We start from the raw sequence: 24,151 nt of genomic DNA, 5'->3' as shown, positions 1-24,151 counted from the left end.
CTATTATGAAATCAAATGCAGATTATAAGCCGATTTTAGAATCATTAAAAACTCTAAAAGAATCAGGCAAGGTAGATATTATGTGGAACGAGAATAGCATGATCTCTGAAGATGATAAACCTTTGGTATCATTTGATAAATGGCGCTGTAAAATAGTATTACATATTTTAAAAGATGATACCTTAGAAAGTTTGGCAGAAAAAGTAATAAAAGCAGAAGAATTAATGGATGAACTTGAGATGTACCTTGTCTATAAGCAACAAAATCCTGATATGTATGACTTTATTTATGCTAATTTGGAACTATGAAACCATACCGCATTTTAATTAAACTCCCAACCCGTTCACGTCCTGAACAATTCCTAAACGTCTTACGGCTTCTACATGAGAAAGCCACAGATAGGAAGAATGTTGATTATCTTGTTTCAGTAGACCATGATGATCCTACAATGACATTAGAAGTAAAACAAGCAGGTTGTGTTAATGGTACTACTATAATAGGTGGGACATCAAACAATAAAATCCACGCCTGTAATAGAGATATTGAAAAGGGGAAAGATTGGGACATCATTGTACTCATATCTGACGACATGATACCCCAAATAGACGGATGGGACGAAATCATACGTCAAGCAATGACTAAATACTACCCCGACACTGATGGTACATTGTGGTTTAATGACGGCTATCAAGACAGGATTTGCACTCTTTGTATAATAGGCAGAAAGTATTTTGACAGATTTGGATTTATATACCATCCCGATTACAATAGTTTATTTTGCGATAACGAATTTACCGAAGTAGCCAAAGGATTAGATAAGATGACTTACTTTACCGCTTGTATATTTAGACATGAACATTTTGCCAACAATCCTCAAATCAAAAGAGACAAACTCTACGATAGAAACGAGGCATTTTTTAACATAGACAAAGCAACTTATGAACGAAGAAAAGCAGAAGGATTCCCGAATAAATAGTATATGGCTTTTATCTAATGGATATGTTGTAGTATTTGATAAGCAGGATAAAAACATTAGAAAGTGGTGCGAGGCTTATTCTATATCATTCCATAATAAATTAAAGGATATTGCCCCTAAAACAACAAATTGGAATGGGTTCTCTACTTCACATATAGCATTTGCCATTGATAATATGAAAAAATACGGAATTCCAAAATGAAAGCAATAATTAACGTAGCTACAGGCAGGTATATAAAAGGTCAGGACAGACTTAGTAGGTCTCTTTTAGAAGTTGGATTTGATGGTACTTTTTTAAGTTGGACAAAAGAAGTCTCAATAGGCGCACCACTACATAAAGACAATCCTTACGCTTTTAAGATTTATGCCTTTGACCAAGCGTTAAAAGCAGGATACACTAAGATACTTTGGGTAGATGCTTCTATATATGCCATAAAACCTCTCGATCCTATATGGGAACATCTTGATAAACACGGACACATGAAGCAGTACGCAGGACATCTGTGTGGAACTTGGTCGAGTGACAGCCAATTAGAATGCTTTGGAATCACCAGAGATGAGGCTATGGATATGGAGATGCACGGCAATGGTGGATTTTTTGCACTTGATTTTGAAACAGAAATCGCCAATGAGTTTTTTACACGCTGGAAACAAGCAATGTTAGATGGTCAATTTAAAGGCTCGTGGAACAATGATAACAATTGTGAATCCGCAGACCCACGTTGTAAAGGTTGTCGGCATGATATGACTTGCGGAAGTATAATAGCAAATCAATTAAAGATGTCTGCTTTACCTGAGAATCTATTAATGGCTTATGTGGGAGAACAATATGAAACTCCGCCAGAAACAGTTGTAATGTTAGCACAAGGAATATGAGTTTTAATATGTTTCCCGACTACCAGTCTTTAGAAACAAACACTAAAGGCGAACCAGCCAAAGCCAACCGCTCTATTCCTGACAGGGTTAAAGACTACGGGCTGTTAGATTACGTCACAAAAGATTCGATAGTACTGGACTTAGGTTGCAATCGGGGATTCTTTGGGGTTTTCCTCTCTCCTCACATTCAACACTACTTAGGAATAGACAGCGACAAAAATCAGATTGATTACGGAGTAAGGGAGATACAATCCTGCAGTATCACTAATTGTAATCTCGCACATCAAAACTTCAAATGCCTTAATCAAAAGTTTGACATCATTCTTTGTTTGGCTTTTCATATTTATGTAGATATGCCTATGGAAGAGTTTGGAAAGTGTCTTATAAGTATGCTCAATCCTAATGGACACTTATTTTTAGAAGGACATCCCAAAGGTTATCATCTGCCCAACTCCACACTTAACGAGCCTGAGAGCTACTGGAAACCTCTGACAAAGACTTTATTTGAACAGCTTACCCTTATATCGGTAAAAAAAATAAAAGACAGGGAACTTATAAGACCATTTATACACTACAGGAAATGAGAGGGATGGTATCAAATGTATACTTGGAGAATGGGATAATAAAAAAAGTTTACTTACCCGATGAACAAAAATACAAACTAAGAAATATAAGCGATCATTGGGCTAAAGAAATTGACGCACTGGAGAGATTAAACGGTAAAAAACATTTCCCGCAAGTCATAAAGATCGGTAACAGAGTTATTTGGATGACCTATTGCGGTGAACGACTTACCAAAGATAACCTTCCTAAAAATTGGGAACAACAATGTAAAGAAATTGAAACAGTCTTTAATGAAAAAAAGGTTTTTCATACAGACTTTACTAAGATAGTAAATGGTAAAAAGGCTCACAAGAACCTATGCGTAAATAAGGGGATTATTAATGTTATTGACTGGGGGTTGTGGACAAACGACAAAAAAGAATATACGGCAAAAAATGAAACTATCACCGGAATTATTGGTCAGATTACGAACAATAGGTAAGCGGGCAGCATCTACTTTTGAAACACTCCGTAATACTTATGAGTTAGCAGAGAAATGTATCGATGTACAAGGCGACTTTATAGAGTGTGGAGTAGGCAGAGGTTCACAAATAGGAGCAATGGCACTGGCTTGCCAAGCTAAAGAGGATAACCGTACTATATGGGCTTATGACTCTTACCAGGGTATACCTTTAGCAGGTAAGCACGACACTCTACAACCGGGTATAGGTAAGATTAATCACAATGTTAATGTCCCTGAAAAAGAACTCCTAAAAACAAGCGGTGCAGCAGTTTTTACAGTCAAACAGGTAAAAGACCACATCAAAGAATGGGGGTTGGGAACGATGGATATAAGGTATATAGAGGGATGGTTTGAGAACACCTTGCCTATGAACAAGATAAAAAAAATAGCCCTTCTTAGATTGGACGGTGATCTTTATTCAAGTACTAAGGTTTGTTTAGAATATCTTTATCCTAAGTTAGTAAAAGGCGGTTATCTTATTATTGATGATTATGCCCTAACAGGGTGTCGTAAAGCAGTGGTAGATTATGCGAAAACAATATACCCCAGATTATTGAATTTCCATTCTGTCGAAGGAGGAATGGGCGTAGTATATGTAAAGAAATGATAATCTGTTCTACTAAGCGTACCGGGTCATCCTTACTTTACTATATGTTTGAAAAAGACGGGGTAGGATATGAACCATATAACTCAGAGCATAGTAGAGAAGGATATAAGGATAGACCACAAGGTAGTTTAGAATACCTTAAATGGTTGTTTAAAAGGGTAAAGTGTATTAAGCTACAGATGGAATTTGTGCCAGAGAAGGACCTTAAAGAGATTTTAAGCTCAGATTATCCGAAGATTTTACTTTACAGGGAAGATGTTAAACAACAATACCTCTCAGAGAAAAGAGCGTCACTTACTGGCCAATGGCATCTATTTAAAGGAGAAAAAAAGGAATGTGATGTAGTTTATGATGAATCGGAGTACCAAAAGTATAAGGATAAGGTTGATAAAATATACCACCTTGCCCGATCTCAGATTAAAAACTATATGGAACTGGAATATCTTGATCTTATGAACGATGAAAAACTACAAAGAGTGTTTGATTATTTTGGTATTAAGATTAAGATAAAACGAATAACAAAAAAAATAAATGTTTAGTCAAAGAGAAGAAGAGCAGTATATACTTAATTACTTCGGTGATACAGGAGTCTTTTTAGATATAGGCGCTTATCATCCCGAGAAGTTCTCAAACGTCAGGGCGTTATACGAGAGAGGATGGGTGGGTATGTGTGTTGAGCCGTCACCTAATTGTTATCCCGTCTTAGAGGAGTTCTATAAGGATACAGATGTAGAAGTGTATGGATGTGCCATTACAGGGCATACAGGAGAAATAGAGCTATACGATAGCAATGGTGATGCACTCTCCTCAATTGACAAGAACCATGTAGACAAATGGACAAAAGACTACGGAAGTAAATTTGATAAGATAACAGTACCTTGTTTTACCCTCAGTGACTTATTAGAGAAGTCAAAATACAAACAGTTTAACTTTGTTAGTATTGACGTAGAGAACGATAGGTTAGGAATAGACATCTTAAAACAAGTAGACCTGTATAGTGTAGGGATGATCTGTTTAGAGTGTAGTTATGAACACAGAAAAGAAGTTAAAAGCTATATGGCAGGATGGAAGGAAGTCTATAGTAATGCCGAGAATATTATACTATGCCGATAAGACTCTCAATCTTAATCCCCGCTATACCTTCAAGATGGGACAGGTTTCAAAAGATATACACTAAACTGGAGAGACAAGCTACTAATGAAGTAGAGGTGTTGGGATTTATCGACAACAAAAAACGAACCATAGGAGCTAAAAGAGAAGCTCTAAAAGGACTTGTACAGGGAGAATATATATGTTATGTGGACGATGACGACTGGGTAAGTGATGATTATATAGATAGTATTCTAAAGGGAATAAAAGAAAAGCCGGATGTGATTGTATTCAAACAGAGAGCAGTCATAGGCGAGATGAAAGGCACTATTGACTTCGACCTCAATAACAAGAATGAACAGTTCAAGCCCAACGAAGTGACAAAAAGAAAACCATATCATATTTGTGTGTGGAGAACCGATCTTGTAAAAAGACACAAATTCCCTGATCTGATGTATGGCGAGGATTGGGGATGGGTGAAGAAATTCATACACAAGGCAAAAACTCAATACAAGATAGATAAGATTATCCATACTTATATATTCGACCCTAAAGTAACAGAGGCGATATGAAATTAAGCGTGCTTATTTGTACATTAGAAAAGCGCAAAACTTTATTCAAGATTCTAAAGGCTGAGCTTGATAGACAGGTATATGAATGCGATGTTGAAATATTATATGAATGCGATGAGGGGCAAATGTCTATCGGAGCTAAAAGAAACAAACTCCTTAATAGAGCTAAAGGTGAGTATGTTTGTTTTGTAGATGATGATGACTGGGTGGATGCAGAGTATATAAGAATCATCCTAAAAGCCCTTGAAAGTGACCCCGATTGTGTTCATATAATAGGTATAATGAATACAGACGGCTTCTATCATAAGAGATTTGAACACTCTATGAGACATGGAAGTTATTTTGAACAGTTTGGAATTTTTTACCGACCACCTAATCATCTTAACCCTATCCGCTCAAGTATAGCCAAACAATTTAGATTTCCCGAACTTAATCATGGAGAAGATACCGACTGGGCTTTGCAGATTAGAAATTCAGGGCTTATTATAACTGAGGAAACAACAGATAAACCTATTTATCATTATCGGTATTCGAGTGTGAAGTGATTTTTCCAATTCCAATCCCAATTAAAAACCCGCCCAACCATAAACAAATACCTGTGACATAGATTAATATTCCATTTACCATTTTTAAAATTTATTTATAACTTTAATAGCATCTTCTTGTGCTTGCGATAATGCTTTTAATTGTTTCCATTCTCTAATGATTTTTTTAATTGCTCTGGGAATGGTTAAATATCTGCCTGTTTCCCCTCGGTGTTCATCTTGTTTTTGTTTAATTGCGTCTTTCTCTGCTTTACAAAGTTGTGCAGTATATTCAGAACATTCATCTACGCTTGCTCGTTGCATAATTAACAGTAATTACTGCAAATATAACCAATATATCGTAAAAACAAACAACTTTAAATATATTTTTGACGTAAATAATCAAAACCTATTCTTATGAGCGATCAACTTTTAGCACCAGACGAAGTGCGAATATACTTAAAAGAGGGGCTTCCTTATATTATGCCCCGCATAAATCTCGATAACACTTTAAGACTTTTACAAGATAAGATTCAGAAAGTTGAATATCCTAAACCTCCCGCACCAGTAATTCCAGTAGCAGCTCCAATAGCAACCGTTGAAAAAACTAAGGCAAGTTTACTTGGAGAGCTTTTTAAAGACAACAAAATATTAGCAGGCGAACTTATTGACTGGATTGAGAAATCTGAATCATGGGAAGATATTGGTATTGTTCTTAAAGGCGAGACCCGTAAAACGGTAAAAGATGCAGCTAAACAGCGAATCAGCGAACTTATATAATGCCATCACATACACCGGCAGAAAGGCGTAAACCAAACAACCCTCCCTTTAAAGGCAAGTTAGGGACTGGAGAAAGATTTAGAAAGTGTGTTGCAAAAATGAGAGCAAAAGGTGCAAAAGACCCGGAAGCCCTTTGTGCTAAAATAGGAAGACAAAAATTTGGAACTAAACGCTTTGCACAATTAAGTGCAAGGGGAAGATAATTAAAACATAAATTATGATATTAGGAGATTTATTAAACTCATTAGCAAAGACAGCAGGCATTGACGAGAAGGACGAAAACCTCGTTAAATTAATGGCTATTAAAGAAGTAGCCACCGCAGAAATAGCAGACGATCTCGGAAGTAAAATACAAAGCTCCCTTATGACAATGGACGCAGCTTTAAACAACCCTGAGATAGTAAATAAACTAAAAGCGGAATCGCTCAATCCGGTGGACGACAAGCTCAATACTTTAGCTAAAGATACCTTCGGGATGGATGATACTTTTATTGAGACACTAAAAAACACTAAGGGAACTTATAATAGGATGGACTTGTTTGCAAGTAGTGTTTTAAAGGCACATCAAACAGCTATTAAGGTCTTAGAAGAAACAAAAGCCGGAACTACTAACCCAGAAGTAAAATCAGAACTTCAAGGCGAGATAGATCGATTAAATGGCGAGCTTTCAGGTATTAAAGACAGTACTGTATCTTCTGCTGAACATAAAGAAATGATTGACGGTTACGAAAGTTTAATGCAGGAGCTTCAACTTAAAAATATGTTCTCTAATTATAATTATGCTATGGATGTGAGTAAAGATGTAAATATCGGAGTTGCATCAAGCATATTTCAAAACGAACTTCATAAACGGGGAGTAGAACTTGTTAACGAAAATGGGAATTTAGTATTAAAAACCAAACTCGACAATGGTGAATATACTAAATATTTTGTTGATAATAAAGAGATAACTCCAAAAGACATGGCTGACAGGCTTTTTGCCGAGCATAAGTTACTCAAAGTGAATGGCACTCCAGAACCTACCACTACTCCTGTAAATATTCCAGTAGCTACGCCTACTGGAAGTGGAGCAGACCCAGAAGCGGTTGCGATTGCCACAGGACACGTTGGGTCAATACAAACGCTGGGAGAAGCACAGCCAGCATAATACTATAAAATCATGGCACGAGGATTAGGTTTTGCAGATAGCTTAACAAAACATATCGCAAAAATAACAGCAGAAAACACCCCCCAATTTAAACTTAACTGGCAGGGGTATCTTAATATGCTTTTGTCTAATAAAAATGCAAACGTTGTAAGGTTAAACGATCCCGGCAACGAAGGGCATAGACGAGAAGTAATCATAAAAGCAAGGCAGCGTTTTAATGTTGCACACACCGACACAACACGTAGTTGTGACCAGACTAATGTACCCGCTTATTTTGAGCGCACCGTAGGGTTGGGCATTTTCAGACAGATAGGGCTTCATATCGAAGATGAGACTATCGCCCAATATCCAGTGGAAGCATCGGCAGCGGCTAACGTAGGTACTCCGTCATCTTCTTTAATGAACGACTTTTTACTCGCCATTAAAGAAAGTGCTGACGCTTTACTCACTGGTATCAATCAGGATTTATGGGTAAATCAAGCAGCAGGTATTGGGATAAACCAAAGGAGTGGTAATAACTTGGCACAAGGGATAAACCTTGTCTTAAACACCACTAACAACCCTTTGAATCAAGGTTTAACTCAGGTTCTAACTGATTACCAGTTAAATGAATCCACCGGGATGCCTAAAATGGTAGGTACTGGGCTTATTCATAACCACATGCTCCAACAAAGAGCAAAGGTCGCTGATCAGTCAGGAATAAACACACCTATACTGGCTAATGGATTTGAATTCTTTCAAGACCCTCATGTAGCTACTTCGCTGGGAGCTAACCAAGCACTTGTATTAGAGCCGGAAGCTGCACAGATCGTAGAGTACATGAACTACAAAGGATTCAAAGGCGGACAGAAAGGATCAGACTTCTTCTTTACTTTCTTCTTGCCTATGCAGGTATCGGACAGGGTAAGGATGGTTGAGTTTGACGCTCAATTAATTTATCGTCCATGTCCTACTACTGAAACGGATGCTTATTATGGTACTTCCACCACAGTAAATAAAGGATGGACGCTTATAATCTCTAAGGAGCTTGGTTTGTTCTTGATAGATCAAGCCTATAGAGCGACAGATAGATTGACAGGTAACAGAGGTACTTACAGGTACACCTTTACTAATACCTAATATTACCTAACATAATGAACCCTTGCTCTCCTTACAGTCAGTATGGCAGGGCAAGGGTTTTTTATAAATAATTGGATATATGTCGCTTAATTGTTTAAAGTCGCACATTTTGGTACAGGGTTGCACCACGACAACCCCTAATAGTGGTATATTTATTAACCAGCTTCCCGGTATAGAGCTGGAGATGATTGATAAGATCGCAGACGAACAACAAGTGGATTTTAACGGGGTATATGACGATATAGAAGAAAGAGCCGTCAGGAGGCTAAAAACCGACATAAACGCTGAGTTTAAGAAAAAGTACAAACTAAAGAACATCACCCAGAGTATTGATCTTGAAAGGGAGGTAGATTCGACCACCACCACAGCAGCAGCAGCCCAATTCAGGGGATTTACTTTGGAGTTAGACCGAACAGACAACAACTTCGCTTACTCTAACTTAGAGACAATACACATACAGACACTCTCCTTATTTTTTACTTCGTTAAACTCCACTACTATAAGGATTTTTGACATAGTAACAGGAACAGAGCTTTTTAATCAGGCGGTGGCTGCTCCTGCCTCGACAGGGTTTACGACTATTGATATTTACCAGACTTTTTCAGAGAGAAGGATTTTTGTAGCCTATGACGCTACTAATTTAGCGGGGGTGAACTTTGATGTGGTTGACCTTAGAAACGCCATTAACAGGTCTCAGGACGGCTGTACGGTAGCGTGCTTCTCATGTGGAACTAACAAGAACGCAGAGTTAAGGGCTGGTTCAGCGACTATAGCCACCACCATAACAGAGAGTGACATTACTTTCGGTGATGATCTTTTCGGTCTTAGCGGTATATGGTCAGTTACTTGTTCGTTTGACTCTTTCGTGTGTAACAACAAAGAGCCTTTCACTACTTCCTTATGGTACTTATTAGGGATAGAGTTAATGAATGAGCGACTTTACACCTCAAGATTGAATGAGTTTACTGCTTTTGACCGCAACAAGGCCAAAGAGTTAAGAAATATGTATGAGGTCAAGTACAGGGGTGGCAAGATAGACGAGATAGAACATGAAGGTGAGTTGTTTTTAGCTGTGGCTGGGGTTAATCTTAACCTTAATGATTATTGTTTAGAGTGTTATGACCATGTAAGATATGAGGAGCCAATAATATGAGCTATTCATCAAATATAGAAAGTGTGATAGGGAAATTAAGTGCTAATCTAAAGGGGTTAAAACAAACCGATCCTGTAGTCAGGGAGATAGCGGCGAGTTTGGCTACTTCTAATGTAGAGAGAATACACAATCAAGGCAAGAATCTGGCGGATAGGAACATAGGAACTTACGCAGAATCCACCCGAAGAATAAGAAGAAAAGAAGGCAGACAAGTTAGTAGGGTGGATTTGAGTTTTACCGGTAAGTTAAGTAAGGAGTTCCAAGCAGAACAAATATCAGATGGATGGGGGGCGGGGTTTATTTCAAGTTATGGAGGTGGGTTGTTTAAGACTTTAACTATACAATACGGTGATCTGTGGGGTATTAGTGCGAGTGACAAAAAAGCCATTAAGAGAATTATAAGCAAGGAAATAGATAAGAAACTTGGAGATTAGGTTAACACATTGGTTTTATATACTAAAGGATTTATCTGAGACACATCCTGAACTTTTAAATATGTTTTATGGATTTACGGTAGGGACGATGGGAAATGAAAAGATAAAATATGGCAAAGTTACACCAGATAGTTACTGAGATTAACACCCGATTAACGGCAGGGCAGTTTGACAGTAAGAGGTTTCAAAAGGGCAGAGTATCGGGGATAGCGGAACTTATCACGAAGTTAGACGATGAGAAAAGACAGACAGTTCCAGCAGTAGTGGACAACACAGGAGATACCACTATATTAATGATAGATGATAGTTACCCGTTTGAGATATACCATAGGCACTTAAGTAGCACTGTACCAGAGGTAGAACAGGATTTTGGAGATAGGGACGTAAGGGAAGAGACAGCAAATATGCTACTCGTAGTAATGGGTGACAGGAACAGGTTAAAACTAAATAAAGAAGAGATTATAACAGGAATTAGTTTGGGGATGCCCAATGAACTGGGGCAGACATTTCTTATATCTAATTCATTAGTAGGCATAAATATAATACAAGGAGAGTTCAACCTCAACAAGGAGGAAGTCTGGACTTCGGAGTTTAACACCGAAGTTATGGTAAAGCCGAGTGATATTTTACTTAGTTTTAATTACCAAATAGTCACAAAGACATGGACATCCTGTATTGAGATTTGTGAATAGTAACTTAAAATAAAAAATTATGTCAGTTTATTATCCGGGATGTACAACATCCCAAGCAGACCCAATTTGTACTGATTGTCCTACTAAAGAGTTAGGTGATATTCGTAGTTTTTTCTTTGTCAGAGATACCTTTACTTTTACTGACATAACATCTACCGCTGAATGGACAACAGGACTTAACGCAAAAGATATATTTGTGTTTCCATTTGCAAGGGGATCAATCGAAATGGCTGAAAATCTACAGCCGGGTTTTGGTGATACCTTAGAGACGTTAGATGGATACGAATTTACTTCGACTATCTTTGAGCCAAACTATAAAGCTAATTGTAACTTTTGGAATGACATCAAAAGAAGCAAGGAGTGGAAATTTGGCTATAGGACAGAAACACAAGTACATTTATCAGATTCTATTGCCACTATAATACCCAAAGCACCCATTGTTGATGACAAAAAACAAGCGGTGATCTGGAATGCTATAGTGAAATTCACACAAGAAGATATACCATGTCCATCAGACCAACCAACTGGTGTGTTTGACAGGTGTATAGGTATTAACTAATGGGCTTTTGTAACGACATAACGCCTAATTGCGATAGTTGTTATGAAGCGATTTATGGTAGGTGTAATGATGTTATTACTTTATCGTTGGGCTTAAATGCATTAACGACATTTTTTCTAAACTTAATAGACAAGTATGACATCATTACACAACTTACCATAACAACCGACTCCGATGGGGATTTTACTATCACCCAGACATGGACAGAGTTTTTCGGTGCAATAGAGATAGAAATTTATCCCAGTTCAGTCAGGGATAATAAGGTAAGTTTTACAATAGGTTCAACGAGTTTTGATTGTGTGGTTTTAGGCGATCCCTCTCTTTGTGATAATGAGCTGGATTTCTCACAATCTTGTAACTCACAATACATAATACTCTAATGAATAACATAAACATAAAAGACGGCAACAAAAACTCAAAGATTATATCCACGCAAGACGATGCGGGTATACACACTCCCTCAACTATAGCTTTTGGGTATAAAAAAATCCATGAGGGCATAGCGTATATGACTCATGTAAGGGACGCTGCTTTGGGTAATGGGGCGAGTATTAGTATTTATTTCAAGACTCCTGATACAACAAAAACGATTCACGTGGTTGTGTTAGCTTATTCATCATCAGCAGCAGTATTAGAAGTCTTGGAAGCTCCTACGGTAACAGCAGGAACAGGATCAGATTTAGGGATTTTTAACAGAAACAGAACAAGTAGTCAGACAACTACTGTTCTAAACAACGCTGTTCCACCGGTAGCAGGGGGCGCATCAAAAACAGTCATCACCACAAACGATGGAACGATTTTTCACTTTCAGACTTTAGGTACTGGTCAAAAAGAATCAGGAGAAACCAGAGACGTAAATGAATTTATTTTAGCCACAAACACAGAATACATATTTAGAATTACATCCAGTTCGGCAGGTAATTCTGTATATGTATCCGCTAATTATTATGAACTATGAGCAATTCAATGATAATAGAAGGCGGTCAGGGTTCGGACAGAATCAACGACCTCGCTTTACACGACTTTTCCACAACCCCAGTGGGTCAGGTGGAGATACTTGAAGATGGTACTGGATTTACCACCGTCAATATGCAGACAAAGGATGTGAATACTTTAGAGTATGGAGTATCCGCCCAGATAGCAGGAAGCGGTAACGCTCCTAATTTTGGTACTTCTCATCAAAAAGGAGAATACATTTCTTTACAGTATGATCGTCAGAGGATAACTGCTATCCGGTTAAGTGCGGGTAGTGTAAGGGTTTATTTCACATGATAGGGATAGGAGTACATGGGAGAAAGTTTACAGATTTCCTCCCTACCAATGTTAGTAATCTTGCTGTGTGGTTAAGGGCGGACAAAGGTGTGACTTTTGACGGAGGTGGCAGGGTGTCTCAATGGGATTTTGAAAACGGTACTTTCAGAGGAGTGAGTAATGTCTCTCAGGGCACAGCAGCTAACCAGCCACTACTTATAGTCGCAGATTCTAATTATAACAATCAATCAGTAATTGATTTCGATGGGAATGATCATTTGGATAGCGGGGTTTTTTCTTCGGTGATAACCCAACCAAATACGATGTTTGTTGTTGGGAATTTTGGCGGGGCTGGAAACGAGGCATTTTTAGATGCTGTTGCTGCGGGAAACAGAGAAGTTGTATTTCAAACTGGAGGTGCAACTACACTTTTTGCAGGTGCGAGTTTATCAGGGAGTGCAAGCGATACAAGTGTTCATATTTACGAATCAACATTTAATGGTGTATCATCTGAGATTATAATTGATGGGAGTTCTGATGCGACTGGCGATTCAGGAGCTGAGGGGTTGGCTTCTTTAAGGATTGGAGCAAACATAACACCGGGATTTTTTTTAACAGGAAAAGAGGCGGAAATCATTATATATAATGCGAATGTTTCATCCTCAGACAGGGTCAAAATACGAAACTATTTAAAAACAAGATACGCAACTCCATGAAAGGAATAAAATGTACCCAGTCTAAGTTCAACGCTTTAAATTTAAAAGTATTTGACTACTTGGAAAATAAAGTGTCTGGGTTTAAAGCTGAAAGATGGTGTAATCCTGTTATTCATCCAACAACAGGAGACATAGTCTTTACTGTAGAGGACAGAATTTTACCAGCACTAACACAGTCAGAAAGAGACTCTGTTTTTGAATTAACAGATGATTGGTTTAAAGACGAAATTTAATATCTTTGCAAATGGGCATGGAAGAAAAAATAGACAGATTAATTGAATGTCAGGGGAAAATGCGAAAGGATGTGCATTCTATTAAGGTAGTGTTGGCGGGGGATGAATTTGGTAATAACGGACTTGTAAAAGACCACACCGGTTTAAAAGAAAAATTCTATTTACTAAGGGATAAGGTGTCAAAAATTATGGTCATAGGTACTGTTTTAATCACCCTTATAGGGCTTTTTGTTACATTATTAAATATATTCGCATGAATTTTTTTAAAATATCAGAGTTTGACAGTCCCGATGAAAAAGGTAGCGGTAAGAAGATGCAACAAAGCACATTAGAAATGCTCGATAAGGCACGTGGGATCGCTGGTATTTCATTTGTTATCACTTCGGGATACAGGACTAAGGAGCACAACAAAAAGGTAGGAGGTGTAGACTCTTCTGCTCACACATCAGGATATGCAGCAGATATAAGAGTAAAGGACGGACGACAGAGATACCTAATAACAAGGGCTTGTATGAATGCAGGATTTAACCGCATAGGAATAGCAGGGACATTTATCCATATAGACAATGATCCTACAAAAGCAGAAAATGTAATCTGGAAATACTAATTAAATTAATTATTATGAAAAAACCATTTAAAGACACCAAGTTTGCAAAACTATTAGGCGGGCTTGTAAGGGAGAGCTTACAGACAGTTCCCGTAGTAGGTACGATTGTAACTGTATTTAAAAAGGACACCCCAAAAAGCCCGAAAGGTAAAATCAACTTACAAGGATGGGAATGGTATCGCCTCGTTTTGGGTTTAGGAATTGGTTACGCCCTTATTAAAGGATTACTCACTCAGGAGCAGATCACATTTATACTGAGTTTTATTGGTTTCTAAAATACGCAAGTCTTATTATTTCAATTCCCTTTTAATCATTTTCCTTATTATTATTGGCGTATCGAAGATATTTATTTTCCCTCCGGCTATTAATCGCTCTATTTGTAGAACTTTTTGGATTATTTTTTTTCGTTTCATTTAATAAAGAACAATAAAAGCATTATATTTGTTTTATCGTTCTTTGAATCAAACTTACCGAGGTAAGTAAAAGCGTTAATCTGTTCTGAATTAAAATCGCCAATGTTTATTATAGCAACCGATAACGGAAAGTTCTGCGTGGACTGTTTCTGTTTGGTTGCGGGTGTTTGGCGATACCTTATTCAGGTGGATTCAGCTCCACGCTTTATTTATATAACGCACTACTGGAGCTTTTAGTGCATAATCTAAAAGCCATGAAAAAATTACTTATCATATTATTATGTATATCATCTCTCGCACAAGCACAAGTAAAAGGAGTGTTATCCAGAGATTGTGTTTTTAAGGAATCTATAGACTTTGCATCGCCTGTTATAAAGACGATATATAAAGGTCAAAGTGTAATTTTATTTAAACTCGAAGATGTATTTTTCTCAGCAGAATATGAAGGGCGAAAAGGATATATAGTTGATGCTTGCTTTAAATTTACTGATGAGTTTTTGTCTTTTTATGAAAGGGAGTTAGAACGTGTTAAAAGCGAAGAAGATGAACAAAAGAGAATGGAAAGGCAACAATGGAATATTAGTATAGTTGAAACCTTCGGTAAAATTGATGGAAATAAAATATTAAAACATGAATATTGGTTAGGAATGACATCAGCAATGGCATCAAACAGCTTGGGTTATCCAAAAGACATTAATAAATCAGTAGGTTCTTGGGGGATACATGAACAATGGGTTTATAATGATTTATATTTGTATTTTGAAAACGGAACATTAACAAGCTATCAAGATTAATTTATTCCAAAAGCGGAGTATAATCCCTGTTCGTAAATAGTTTTATGTTGTGGTTTACCCACTCACCGGATACCATAATAAACTGAAAAATAAATCTTTTTAATCGGAATCTACGCCCTACGAAGTCTATCTTATTACTGAAATTTCTTATCAGGTATTGATAGATAATAGACCCTATGGCTTCGATAATCATAAACACCGTATTCTCGTTTAAAAAGCTAAACGGTAATCGTTTCCAGTTAAAATCATTACCAAGCATATCGAAGTTTCTCTCTATAGCCCCCCTTTGGTTGTAGAAGTTAATCACCTGCTGGTCGGTTAAGCTCCGGTTGTTTGTGGCTATACCCCTGTAGTTGTATCCTCCTTCATTTAAAGACCTCACCACAACAACCCTGCAAGGGTTTTCTTTTCTGTTGAAAGGATAGTATTCTAAAGAAGTAGATTCAAGTTTTTGTTCTCGTATAAATATCTCGTCCCATTTTAAACATGGTATCTCAGCTTCGCTTATAAGAGCCTTAGAGTTTCTGCATCTTATAAAATATTCTATTCCTTTTTTCTCCATCATTACTATTATCTTTTCTTGATAAGCTGCTGCATCGCTTCTGAATCTTTTTATCCTGATGTTTTTTTCTTTTAAAATCTCAAACGCCCTTCCGATTGTTTCATCCATCTTGTGCATTGCACTGCTGTTGCCGTTTCGCCCTTCTATATATACGGGAACTTTTCCTATAAATCCAACTCCCGGTTGGTAGCCTTTCACTTTATACTTTTCACCATCTTTATATGTCCGGTTACTATCGTATTTCTCACACTCAAGTATTACGTTATCATAGTCTAAAGTATCACCTCTTATTAGGTTTAACTTATCAGATATAGATAACATTAACTTATTCATTGTGAGGTTGATGTTAAACTGGTGTGTCGCCCTTTGGGTGTTAAATGTTTCTGTCTTAGTGGATAGTTTTCGGAATATTCTAAGTATCATATCGGGAGAGGGCATCCTTATCTCAGGAATGTTGTCGAGGTAGTATTTCATTTTTACTGAGTCTTCTATGCGTTGTGCGCCACATAGGTTGCAAAATATCCAGTTCAGTATAATATCTGAATAAGAATACTTGGTTTGTTTCACTCTCTTGCCTAAGTGTCTGAGGATTAATTTGGCAATCTTTTTTTTCTTTATTGACTTGATGGCGAAAAAAATACCACTAAAAGGATTGATTTTTTGAGAAGAATATGTTATCTTTGTTTTCATGGTACGAGTTATTAAGGTAACTTGTACTTAGAGGCCGTAAGGTGTTAGCGCACTTTGCGGCTTCGTCTTTATACCTTCAAATAGTATGCCAAATTTTAGACTTGCGTATTTTAGAATTATTTGTATCTTTGCAAACAAGAAACCCCGCCAAATGTTGGCAGGGCTCTTGTCTGTATGGGGACGGGTTTGTGCGCTTCTAACCCTCTATAAGAAATTATAGGGGGTTTTTTCATTTTAACTTTCCTTTAATATCAGTGTTTCCCTCACATTGTTGAAAAATAAATCATTTTTATTGCAAATAAATTTGGATGCTATTGTAACCTTTCGTTACTTTGTTGCGTTAAAATGATTGAAATGAAAAAAGTACTTATAAAACCCATGACAATAGAGAGGGCTTTCGAGAATATGCTTAATGATTTTGACGATATGGGTGTGGATTTACGTAAGGAATGGAGGCATAGATTGCCTAAGGGCAAATTATCAGACCGTCTAATGACATTTGAGCTTATTAACAGGGGATATAAGAAGATAAAAGGGGGTTGGGTGTAATTTTTTTTGAAATCAAATGTAACCCTTTGTTACCAAATACGTATAAGGAACAGGAACACTGGCTCGGCAAACCGAGAAACCAAAACTTAGCACCATGAAAACAAAACACACAGAAGGAAAATGGGGAATCGTAGACAGAAGCGGAAAAATAATTATTGCCACCAATGCAGACGACCCTGCAAAACAAAATAATATAACTTCTCTATATGGCTATGCCGAAGACGAAGAAGTAAAAGCCAACGCCAAGCTAATGGCAGCAGCACCGGAAATGTTGAAAACGCTTATTGATATGGTCGAAATGGAATCAACGCCAGACCATATTAAAAAATATGCAAAGGAAGCAATCAAAGAAGCAACCCCGCAAGGGTTCTGCTAAGTCCCAAGCGGGGTCGGCTGTAAAGACGTAGCGAATATTCTTTGCAGCCACAAATTAACACTAACAAAATGAAACTAAAAAAACCATATATAATAGTTGATCCCACTTTTACTATACCCATTTACGAGGATGAAAAAGTCTGCGGTGTAGTAATAGAAATTTGTTTAAATTAAAAGCTATGAAAGAATGGGTAATATATTCAGATCGTCTCAAAAGCTATTTTAACCGCATTACACGCATTGGGATAGAATATGGTACATTAGATAAAGCAGCTACTTACCCAACAAAATATAAAGCAAAGCAAATGGCTAAATTCTTAGGAATGAACAGTGTTGAAATAACTGAAACAAGCGTTTTAAAATCAGCTAAAGAAATAATAAAATGAAAAAACAAATTACAAGTAGTTGGATTTATTGTTTCAAAACAGATAATGGATATATATTTCTAAACAGATGGGATGAAGTCATAAAGGATTTCAAAACCTATGAAGAAGCTGAGATTTATGCAGATAAAAATATACACTTAATAAATAAAAAAACTAACCCTTAGAAATCATGGAAAATAACTCGGTAATTTTTTCAAATAATTTTAATAGTAAATTAATACATAAAGAAATCATGGGGAAAAAAAAAGATAGTCAAGGATTAAGTTTACCAACAGATACTTCGCCTACGTATGAAGGACTGGATAAACATCCTTCCACCCTTATCGAACTCGGCAAACTATACCCAAAGGTTAAGGAGCAATATGAATCAACTCTCAAACTTTTAAAAGAAGCTGTTAAGGAACGATTTATGTTTGGGAAAAAACTTAAAGAGGTTAAGAAGGAGAGGGATGAATTGTTGGAAGCGTGTCAAATGGTTATGGATTATATTAAATACCCATATACTCATAAAGGAACAACAAGAATAAGAAAAGCTGTTGAAAAAGCAATCAAATCCATAGAAAATGACTGATAACTGGCAAGAGGGAGAAGATTCGAGGGAGTGTGACGATTGCGGGCGCACAGCATATAGCTGTAGATGTGGAGATGTAATATGCCACCATTGCGGAGAAGTTATCCCTATAGTTTGTGCAGAGAAATTCAATGAGGACTATTTTTGTATTGAAAACTGTATCAATCTTTTTTTAAACGAAACATGAAACTATGAAAACACTAAAATTTAGAGCTTGGGATGGAAACGAGTTTGATTATAACCCTACCATCTGGGATGGGGCGGAATGGAACTGTAAAATGGACTGTAGGATTGAAGGTACTATCATAAATCAATTCACCGGACTACTCGATAAAAACGGCAAAGAGATTTATGAGGGCGATTTAATTAATTCATTTCAAAATGATTATATGCCAACAGAAGTATTTTGGGATAATGAATTGGCACAATATTCAACAACAAATTATCATTCAACTTTATCTTTAGTAGATTCAATGCAAAAAGATATTGAAATCGTAGGTAATATTTACGAAAACCCTATCAWATGAAAACAAAATACTACAAAGACAACTGCCATCATTGGAAAATGATAGATGAATACACTGTGATTATTGTAACATATATGAAAGCGTTTCTTGATGTAAAAGAAAACGCTGGAATTGAATTACAAAATCACGGTACAATCAAGCATCATTTAATTAAAAATATAAAAGAGAAATCAGTAAAAGAATGCACCAAAGAAGAATTTGATAACGCATTTAACAAAGCCGAAGAGACAATTAAAAATAAATAAACTAATCAAAATCATGGAAAACACAGAAACAAAACCTGAATTAAACATCATTGGAGAAGATGGCAATGCTTTTTTTATCTTAGCGAGGGCTTCAAAAGTAGCAAAAGAAAATAATATGGATTGGGATGCAATTCAAAAAGAAGCACAGTCAGGTGATTACGATAATCTATTAAGAGTAATGATGAAATATTTTGATGTTAATTAAAACCTAAACCAATGAAAGAAGTAATAAAAAAAGTAACCTATAAAGATGAACGGGACGGAAAATTCGGTAAGACGTACAGCTTTGAAATAAAGTATCTTGACAAAACAGCTTACTATACCTCAAAGTCAAAAGATCAAAAGAAGTTCATCGAAGGACAGGAATGCGAATTTACCGAAGAAACCCGAACATCAAAGAAAGGTAACGATTACTTAGTTGTGAAACCCATCTATCAGCAATCTTTTAAATCCAGCTACGGTAAAGCGTTACAAAGGGAGCAGAGTAAATATGTATCAATGGGAACTTCATATTGTAAGGATTTGATAGTTGCCGATAAACTAAAGATAGAAGATTGGCAAACTGCAAGTGAAAAGATAATTAAATTTATGTTTAATCTTGATAACGAATTATCTAAATGACGACAATAGACATCCAACAAGGTAGCGAGAGTTGGTTTGCGATACGAGCAGGCAAGATCACAGGTACACGTTTCGCAAAAGTAATGGCAGGTGATAGTACAACTACCTATAAAGACTTAATAACCGACCTTGCAGGCGAAATAATCACAGGTGAAATCGAAGATGCCTACTCGAACGCTATTATGGAGAAGGGCAAAGAACTTGAACCCGAAGCCCGAAAAGCCTATGAACATGAAGTCGGAAACGTAAAAGAAACCGGGATTTGTTTACTGGATGATTACGAAGATTGGGTTGCATATTCACCTGACGGATTAATGAAGAATGGATTGCTTGAAATTAAATGCCCTCTCCGTAAAACTCATTTGAATTATATTAGCAGAAACGAACTGCCCAATGAGTATAAATGGCAGGTTCAGGGTGGATTAATGGTCACAGGGGCAAAATACTGCGATTTTATGAGCTATTATCCATTTATGAAGTCTTTTATACTCAGGATTCAACCCGACTTAGATATGCACGTACAACTCATCTCAGAGATCGACAAGACTATTAAACTGGTAAAAGATAAAATCAAAACTTATAACCAATATGATTATCAATAATATTAAATTCAAATAACCCAAAAATAACTGTTATGAAAACTCCAGTAACAATATATCTTATTAGAAATGGAACTACCGTAGCTTTTGATGCTAATGGAGAGCAAATAGGCGAACTACAACAATCATGGATTTTATTATTCATTGATTTTTTAAAAGAAAAGGGATTAACAGGACAGCAAATAGAACAAATAGAAATTAAAATGCCAGATCAAAGGTCAATAAAATATATTTCTAAATATGATAACTGGAGCTTTAAACCTAAACCATGAAAACATCCGACACATCAACAAATCGTTACAAAGAAAACCCATCACAGACTACTCAGATACTTTGGTATCTTAAAGAAGGTAATACATTAAACCCTTTACAAGCCCTTGATATGTTTGGATGTTTCCGGTTGGGGGCGAGAATATGGGATATAAGGGATATGGGAATAAACGTAAAAACAACCCTTATAACTACATCTACAGGAAAAGTAGTAGCTGAGTATCAATTACAAAAAAGTTACATACAAACCAAAATGGACTTTAATAACTAAACTTAATTAATTATGGAAAACCCAGAAGCATTTCCCAGACCAATGTATGACAATGAAGTTACTGGCACTCAAAGGCGAAGCAATTCAGCACAAGAAGGCATGACCTTATTAGATTATTTCGCAGCTAAAGCGATGCAAGTAATAGCATCACATAAAAATTATGATTTTGATAATTCTAAAGAAGAACATAGTGCCCAAATGGTATCAAGAAAATCATATCAATTAGCTCAAGCCATGTTAAAAGAAAGAACTAAACGCTTATAAGCACCACCGGGAGATACGTGAGCCAAATGGAGATAAGGTTCTCGCTACGAGAAAGCTCCGAACCCGTCCGATTAGTTGCGTAGCACAATTCGGTGTAGTGGTGCTTTTAAAATTAAATGATTTTTTTCTTGTTTATTAAAAACTAATAATTATTTTAATGTTAATAAGTATATCAGATTGTTAGTAAAATGAATTAGGTTATATTAAACTAATGTTTATATTTGTGCCATGAATGAAAAGAAAGTCAAATCAATTTTAGATGCAAGGGGCGTAAAGTACGTTTGGCTTGCTGATAAATTAGGCATAACTCGGTCATTAGTTACTCAATGGTTTAATAATGGTATAGAAATACCCGAAAAGCACCATATAAGGATTGCCGAAATTTTAAATATGCCATTGGTTGAATTAAGATAATTGCCTTTTTTTATTATAAAAAGTAAACAATAGTTAATATGGCACTTAGAGATCAACCATATATACCATTATATGTGCAAGATATTATGACAGATGAAAAGCTGAATGAATGTAGTGCCTCAACTCATGGTATTTATATAAAAGGAATTATGTGTTTAATGCATAAATCAGAAAATTATGGTACTATTTTGCTAAGGCAAAAGTACAAGCAAACAGATAAGCAAAGTAAAAATTTTGCTTATCAACTTGTTAAACATTTGCCTTATACTGTTGATGAAATTAGCAATGCAATAGATGAGTTAATAGATGAAAACGTGTGTTCTTTTGATGGTGATCAATTATGCCAAAAACGCATGATAAATGACAATAGGATTAGTATTTTACGCTCAAAATCAGGTAAAAAAGGCGGTGATCAAACAGGTAAAATATTTGCTTTAGCAAAACCACAAGCAAACTCTGAATATGAAAGTGAATATGTAATTGAAATTGTAAATTACTTAAATAAAAAGGTAAGTAGTAATTATTCTTACCATGCAAGAAATATTCAACAATTAGTAATGGACAGGTTAGAAGAAAAATTTACCGTTAAAGACTTTAAAAAAGTAATTGACAATAAATGCAGGGATTGGCTAAATACACAATATGCTAAATATTTAAGACCAGAAACACTATTTAGTGTAGAACATTTTGATAGTTACTTAAATGAAAAACAGGAAAAGGTAAAATCAGAAATAACAATAATATGAACTGGCAGACAACACATACCGTTAAGGATCAATTAGAGTATATCTACGACAATGGATTACCGAGAGGGGTAAGTGTCGGTTGGGCTGGTTGGGATGAATATTACACCGTCTTAAAGGGCACTACTACATACTGGGGAGGGCTTAGTTCACATGGTAAGTCTTATCTTTTAATGAACGTCCTTAGAAACTTAACTGACTTATATGGGTGGAAGCATATTATCTTCTCTCCTGAGACGGGTAATGCACCGAGAGTACTAAATAAACTGATTAAAATTCATTCGGGTAAGGAAATGGAAAAAAAGTCTATGACTAAAGATGAATTCTACAAATGGACAGCAGAACTTGAAGATAAATACCTGATCTTAGAACTTAAAGACGAAGAACTTTATTTAGACACCTTTATAAAAGAAGTTAAAACCATATTAAGAAATGAACAAATTGACACCGTAACGCTCGACCCTTTCAATGAGCTAAGGCATAGCTTTGAGAAACACGGGGGCAGAGAAGATAAATACTTAGAGGACAGACTAACAGAGATACGAAGGATTGCAATGGATTATAATGTACATATAAACATCGCTGCACATGCCCGTAGTGATCGTAGCGGTCAAAGAGGCACACATCCTAAAGCACCGAGTATGTATGAATTTTCAGGTGGTGAGGCGTTCGCTAACAAAGCTATGAATGTAATAATAGTACATCGACCACTAACAGAAATAGACGAACACGGCAACCCTACAGGTCGATTATTCCCTCACCATAATCAATCAGAGATAGGGTTCTTAAAGATCAAGCCCGAAGAGGTGGGCAAAAGAGGAAGCGTGAATATGTGGTACAACTCAGAGTCAAGCCGATTCTATGAGAAAAAATTAGGACAGGAGGTATATTGTGAAACACTATAAAGACAAGGTAATTGTAACAAGTTATTTGGAGGGTGTACAGGGCGACCTGGAATTAAGATTAGAGGTATTTAACGGTAAATTCGTAATGAATGAAACCAAAGATGTGCGAAAGCAGACAATAGAAAAACACATTAGGGCTATAAATGCATCAAAGAATTTTTTACATGAACTTTGGGATGATTATTCTAAACTATTACAAGAGGACATCAAAAGAAGAACGATATGAAAAAATGCCAATATTTATACTGCACTAAAAAAGTTATAGGGAGGCAACCACACGCAAAATATTGTAGCAATCGTTGTTTAAGAAAGTATCATGCTTTACGAAAGGAAGATGAAATAATAGAACAACTCCCCGGCAGTATTGATGCTGAAAAATGGGTTAGAACATACTTAAATTCATCATTTAATGCAATGGAAGAACTTATTGGGCTAAACACCCAATCCCAAAAACATGCAGTAAATTTTAAACAACCAACTCAATCGGTAACAATAATGTCTAAACTTTAAATGAAATGAAAGACCAAAGACCATATTGGTTATTCCCTGAA

33 protein-coding genes are annotated in these 24,151 nt (G+C 36.3%); 32 read left to right on the top strand and 1 reads right to left on the bottom strand.

Annotation, left to right across the window (positions count from 1 at the left end):
- The first annotated feature begins 5 nt into the window (after window positions 1–5).
- From COA65_08735 to COA65_08645, 19 genes are all read left to right on the top strand, one after another.
- Window positions 6–308, top strand: a complete 303-nt coding sequence (locus COA65_08735) for a hypothetical protein (GenBank protein ID PCJ57936.1) — start codon at window positions 6–8, stop codon at window positions 306–308.
- A gap of 140 nt (window positions 309–448) precedes the next feature.
- Window positions 449–976 carry a hypothetical protein gene (locus tag COA65_08730; GenBank protein ID PCJ57935.1) on the top strand — a complete coding sequence of 176 codons (528 nt, stop codon included), beginning with the start codon at window positions 449–451 and terminating at the stop codon, window positions 974–976.
- 198 nt (window positions 977–1,174) lie between these two features.
- The gene (locus COA65_08725; protein ID PCJ57934.1) at window positions 1,175–1,852 is read left to right on the top strand and encodes a hypothetical protein; all 678 of its coding nucleotides are present in this window, start codon (window positions 1,175–1,177) and stop codon (window positions 1,850–1,852) included.
- Window positions 1,849–2,436: a hypothetical protein gene (locus tag COA65_08720; GenBank protein PCJ57933.1), complete on the top strand. Its 588-nt coding sequence runs from the start codon at window positions 1,849–1,851 to the stop codon at window positions 2,434–2,436. The genes COA65_08725 and COA65_08720 overlap by 4 nt, the downstream gene beginning before the upstream one ends.
- A gap of 360 nt (window positions 2,437–2,796) precedes the next feature.
- Window positions 2,797–3,525, top strand: coding sequence for a hypothetical protein (locus tag COA65_08715; GenBank protein PCJ57932.1), 729 nt, complete (start codon window positions 2,797–2,799; stop codon window positions 3,523–3,525).
- 44 nt (window positions 3,526–3,569) lie between these two features.
- The gene (locus COA65_08710) at window positions 3,570–4,064 is read left to right on the top strand and encodes a hypothetical protein (protein ID PCJ57931.1); all 495 of its coding nucleotides are present in this window, start codon (window positions 3,570–3,572) and stop codon (window positions 4,062–4,064) included.
- Complete coding sequence (locus COA65_08705) at window positions 4,057–4,638, top strand: hypothetical protein (protein ID PCJ57930.1); 582 nt, start codon at window positions 4,057–4,059, stop codon at window positions 4,636–4,638. The genes COA65_08710 and COA65_08705 overlap by 8 nt, the downstream gene beginning before the upstream one ends.
- Window positions 4,629–5,186 carry a hypothetical protein gene (locus COA65_08700; protein PCJ57929.1) on the top strand — a complete coding sequence of 186 codons (558 nt, stop codon included), beginning with the start codon at window positions 4,629–4,631 and terminating at the stop codon, window positions 5,184–5,186. The genes COA65_08705 and COA65_08700 overlap by 10 nt, the downstream gene beginning before the upstream one ends.
- Window positions 5,183–5,731, top strand: a complete 549-nt coding sequence (locus COA65_08695) for a hypothetical protein (protein ID PCJ57928.1) — start codon at window positions 5,183–5,185, stop codon at window positions 5,729–5,731. Before COA65_08700 ends, COA65_08695 begins: the two co-directional genes overlap by 4 nt.
- Window positions 5,732–6,127: 396 nt before the next feature.
- Window positions 6,128–6,490, top strand: coding sequence for a hypothetical protein (locus COA65_08690; GenBank protein PCJ57927.1), 363 nt, complete (start codon window positions 6,128–6,130; stop codon window positions 6,488–6,490).
- 217 nt (window positions 6,491–6,707) lie between these two features.
- Window positions 6,708–7,637: a hypothetical protein gene (locus COA65_08685; protein ID PCJ57926.1), complete on the top strand. Its 930-nt coding sequence runs from the start codon at window positions 6,708–6,710 to the stop codon at window positions 7,635–7,637.
- Window positions 7,638–7,928: 291 nt separating this feature from the next.
- Window positions 7,929–8,756, top strand: a complete 828-nt coding sequence (locus COA65_08680) for a hypothetical protein (GenBank protein PCJ57925.1) — start codon at window positions 7,929–7,931, stop codon at window positions 8,754–8,756.
- Between the two features lie 79 nt (window positions 8,757–8,835).
- Window positions 8,836–9,909: a hypothetical protein gene (locus COA65_08675; protein ID PCJ57924.1), complete on the top strand. Its 1,074-nt coding sequence runs from the start codon at window positions 8,836–8,838 to the stop codon at window positions 9,907–9,909.
- Window positions 9,906–10,343 (top strand): hypothetical protein, encoded by a 438-nt coding sequence (locus COA65_08670; protein PCJ57923.1) that lies wholly within the window; start codon window positions 9,906–9,908, stop codon window positions 10,341–10,343. Before COA65_08675 ends, COA65_08670 begins: the two co-directional genes overlap by 4 nt.
- Window positions 10,344–10,453: 110 nt before the next feature.
- A complete protein-coding gene (locus COA65_08665; protein PCJ57922.1) occupies window positions 10,454–11,035 on the top strand; it encodes a hypothetical protein in 582 nt (193 codons plus the stop codon).
- Window positions 11,036–13,805: 2,770 nt separating this feature from the next.
- Window positions 13,806–14,051, top strand: a complete 246-nt coding sequence (locus COA65_08660) for a hypothetical protein (protein PCJ57921.1) — start codon at window positions 13,806–13,808, stop codon at window positions 14,049–14,051.
- A complete protein-coding gene (locus COA65_08655) occupies window positions 14,048–14,401 on the top strand; it encodes a peptidase M15 (GenBank protein ID PCJ57920.1) in 354 nt (117 codons plus the stop codon). Before COA65_08660 ends, COA65_08655 begins: the two co-directional genes overlap by 4 nt.
- 14 nt (window positions 14,402–14,415) lie before the next feature.
- Complete coding sequence (locus COA65_08650) at window positions 14,416–14,676, top strand: hypothetical protein (GenBank protein PCJ57919.1); 261 nt, start codon at window positions 14,416–14,418, stop codon at window positions 14,674–14,676.
- Between the two features lie 392 nt (window positions 14,677–15,068).
- Window positions 15,069–15,608 carry a hypothetical protein gene (locus COA65_08645; protein ID PCJ57918.1) on the top strand — a complete coding sequence of 180 codons (540 nt, stop codon included), beginning with the start codon at window positions 15,069–15,071 and terminating at the stop codon, window positions 15,606–15,608.
- 1 nt (window position 15,609) lies between these two features.
- Here the strand turns inward: COA65_08645 and COA65_08640 are convergent, their stop codons facing one another.
- Complete coding sequence (locus COA65_08640; protein ID PCJ57917.1) at window positions 15,610–16,860, bottom strand: hypothetical protein; 1,251 nt, start codon at window positions 16,858–16,860, stop codon at window positions 15,610–15,612.
- A 345-nt stretch (window positions 16,861–17,205) separates the two neighbouring features.
- Between COA65_08640 and COA65_08635 the strand changes: the two genes are divergently transcribed.
- The 13 genes from COA65_08635 to COA65_08575 all read left to right on the top strand — a co-directional run bounded on the left by COA65_08635 (window position 17,206) and on the right by COA65_08575 (window position 23,826).
- Complete coding sequence (locus COA65_08635) at window positions 17,206–17,409, top strand: hypothetical protein (GenBank protein ID PCJ57916.1); 204 nt, start codon at window positions 17,206–17,208, stop codon at window positions 17,407–17,409.
- A 94-nt stretch (window positions 17,410–17,503) separates the two neighbouring features.
- Window positions 17,504–17,785, top strand: a complete 282-nt coding sequence (locus COA65_08630) for a hypothetical protein (protein ID PCJ57915.1) — start codon at window positions 17,504–17,506, stop codon at window positions 17,783–17,785.
- A 617-nt stretch (window positions 17,786–18,402) separates the two neighbouring features.
- Window positions 18,403–18,741, top strand: coding sequence for a hypothetical protein (locus COA65_08625; GenBank protein ID PCJ57914.1), 339 nt, complete (start codon window positions 18,403–18,405; stop codon window positions 18,739–18,741).
- Between the two features lie 191 nt (window positions 18,742–18,932).
- The gene (locus COA65_08620) at window positions 18,933–19,268 is read left to right on the top strand and encodes a hypothetical protein (GenBank protein ID PCJ57913.1); all 336 of its coding nucleotides are present in this window, start codon (window positions 18,933–18,935) and stop codon (window positions 19,266–19,268) included.
- Window positions 19,265–19,513, top strand: a complete 249-nt coding sequence (locus tag COA65_08615; protein PCJ57912.1) for a hypothetical protein — start codon at window positions 19,265–19,267, stop codon at window positions 19,511–19,513. Before COA65_08620 ends, COA65_08615 begins: the two co-directional genes overlap by 4 nt.
- Window positions 19,514–19,526: 13 nt before the next feature.
- On the top strand, window positions 19,527–19,718 hold the full coding sequence (locus tag COA65_08610; protein ID PCJ57911.1) for a hypothetical protein: 192 nt from the start codon (window positions 19,527–19,529) through the stop codon (window positions 19,716–19,718).
- An 11-nt stretch (window positions 19,719–19,729) separates the two neighbouring features.
- Complete coding sequence (locus tag COA65_08605) at window positions 19,730–20,134, top strand: hypothetical protein (protein PCJ57910.1); 405 nt, start codon at window positions 19,730–19,732, stop codon at window positions 20,132–20,134.
- Window positions 20,131–20,736, top strand: a complete 606-nt coding sequence (locus COA65_08600; GenBank protein ID PCJ57909.1) for an exonuclease — start codon at window positions 20,131–20,133, stop codon at window positions 20,734–20,736. Before COA65_08605 ends, COA65_08600 begins: the two co-directional genes overlap by 4 nt.
- Before the next feature lie 265 nt (window positions 20,737–21,001).
- Window positions 21,002–21,274, top strand: a complete 273-nt coding sequence (locus COA65_08595) for a hypothetical protein (GenBank protein ID PCJ57908.1) — start codon at window positions 21,002–21,004, stop codon at window positions 21,272–21,274.
- A gap of 492 nt (window positions 21,275–21,766) precedes the next feature.
- Window positions 21,767–21,952 carry a transcriptional regulator gene (locus COA65_08590; protein PCJ57907.1) on the top strand — a complete coding sequence of 62 codons (186 nt, stop codon included), beginning with the start codon at window positions 21,767–21,769 and terminating at the stop codon, window positions 21,950–21,952.
- A 38-nt stretch (window positions 21,953–21,990) separates the two neighbouring features.
- Window positions 21,991–22,698, top strand: coding sequence for a hypothetical protein (locus COA65_08585; protein ID PCJ57906.1), 708 nt, complete (start codon window positions 21,991–21,993; stop codon window positions 22,696–22,698).
- 170 nt (window positions 22,699–22,868) lie between these two features.
- Window positions 22,869–23,600 carry a hypothetical protein gene (locus COA65_08580; protein ID PCJ57905.1) on the top strand — a complete coding sequence of 244 codons (732 nt, stop codon included), beginning with the start codon at window positions 22,869–22,871 and terminating at the stop codon, window positions 23,598–23,600.
- Window positions 23,587–23,826: a hypothetical protein gene (locus COA65_08575; GenBank protein ID PCJ57904.1), complete on the top strand. Its 240-nt coding sequence runs from the start codon at window positions 23,587–23,589 to the stop codon at window positions 23,824–23,826. Before COA65_08580 ends, COA65_08575 begins: the two co-directional genes overlap by 14 nt.
- The last annotated feature ends 325 nt before the right edge of the window (window positions 23,827–24,151 follow it).

Source organism: Rhodospirillaceae bacterium, assembly GCA_002746255.1.
GTDB lineage: Bacteria > Pseudomonadota > Alphaproteobacteria.
Note: the sequence above shows the minus strand (reverse complement) of the source record. Positions and strands in the feature narration are given on the sequence as shown.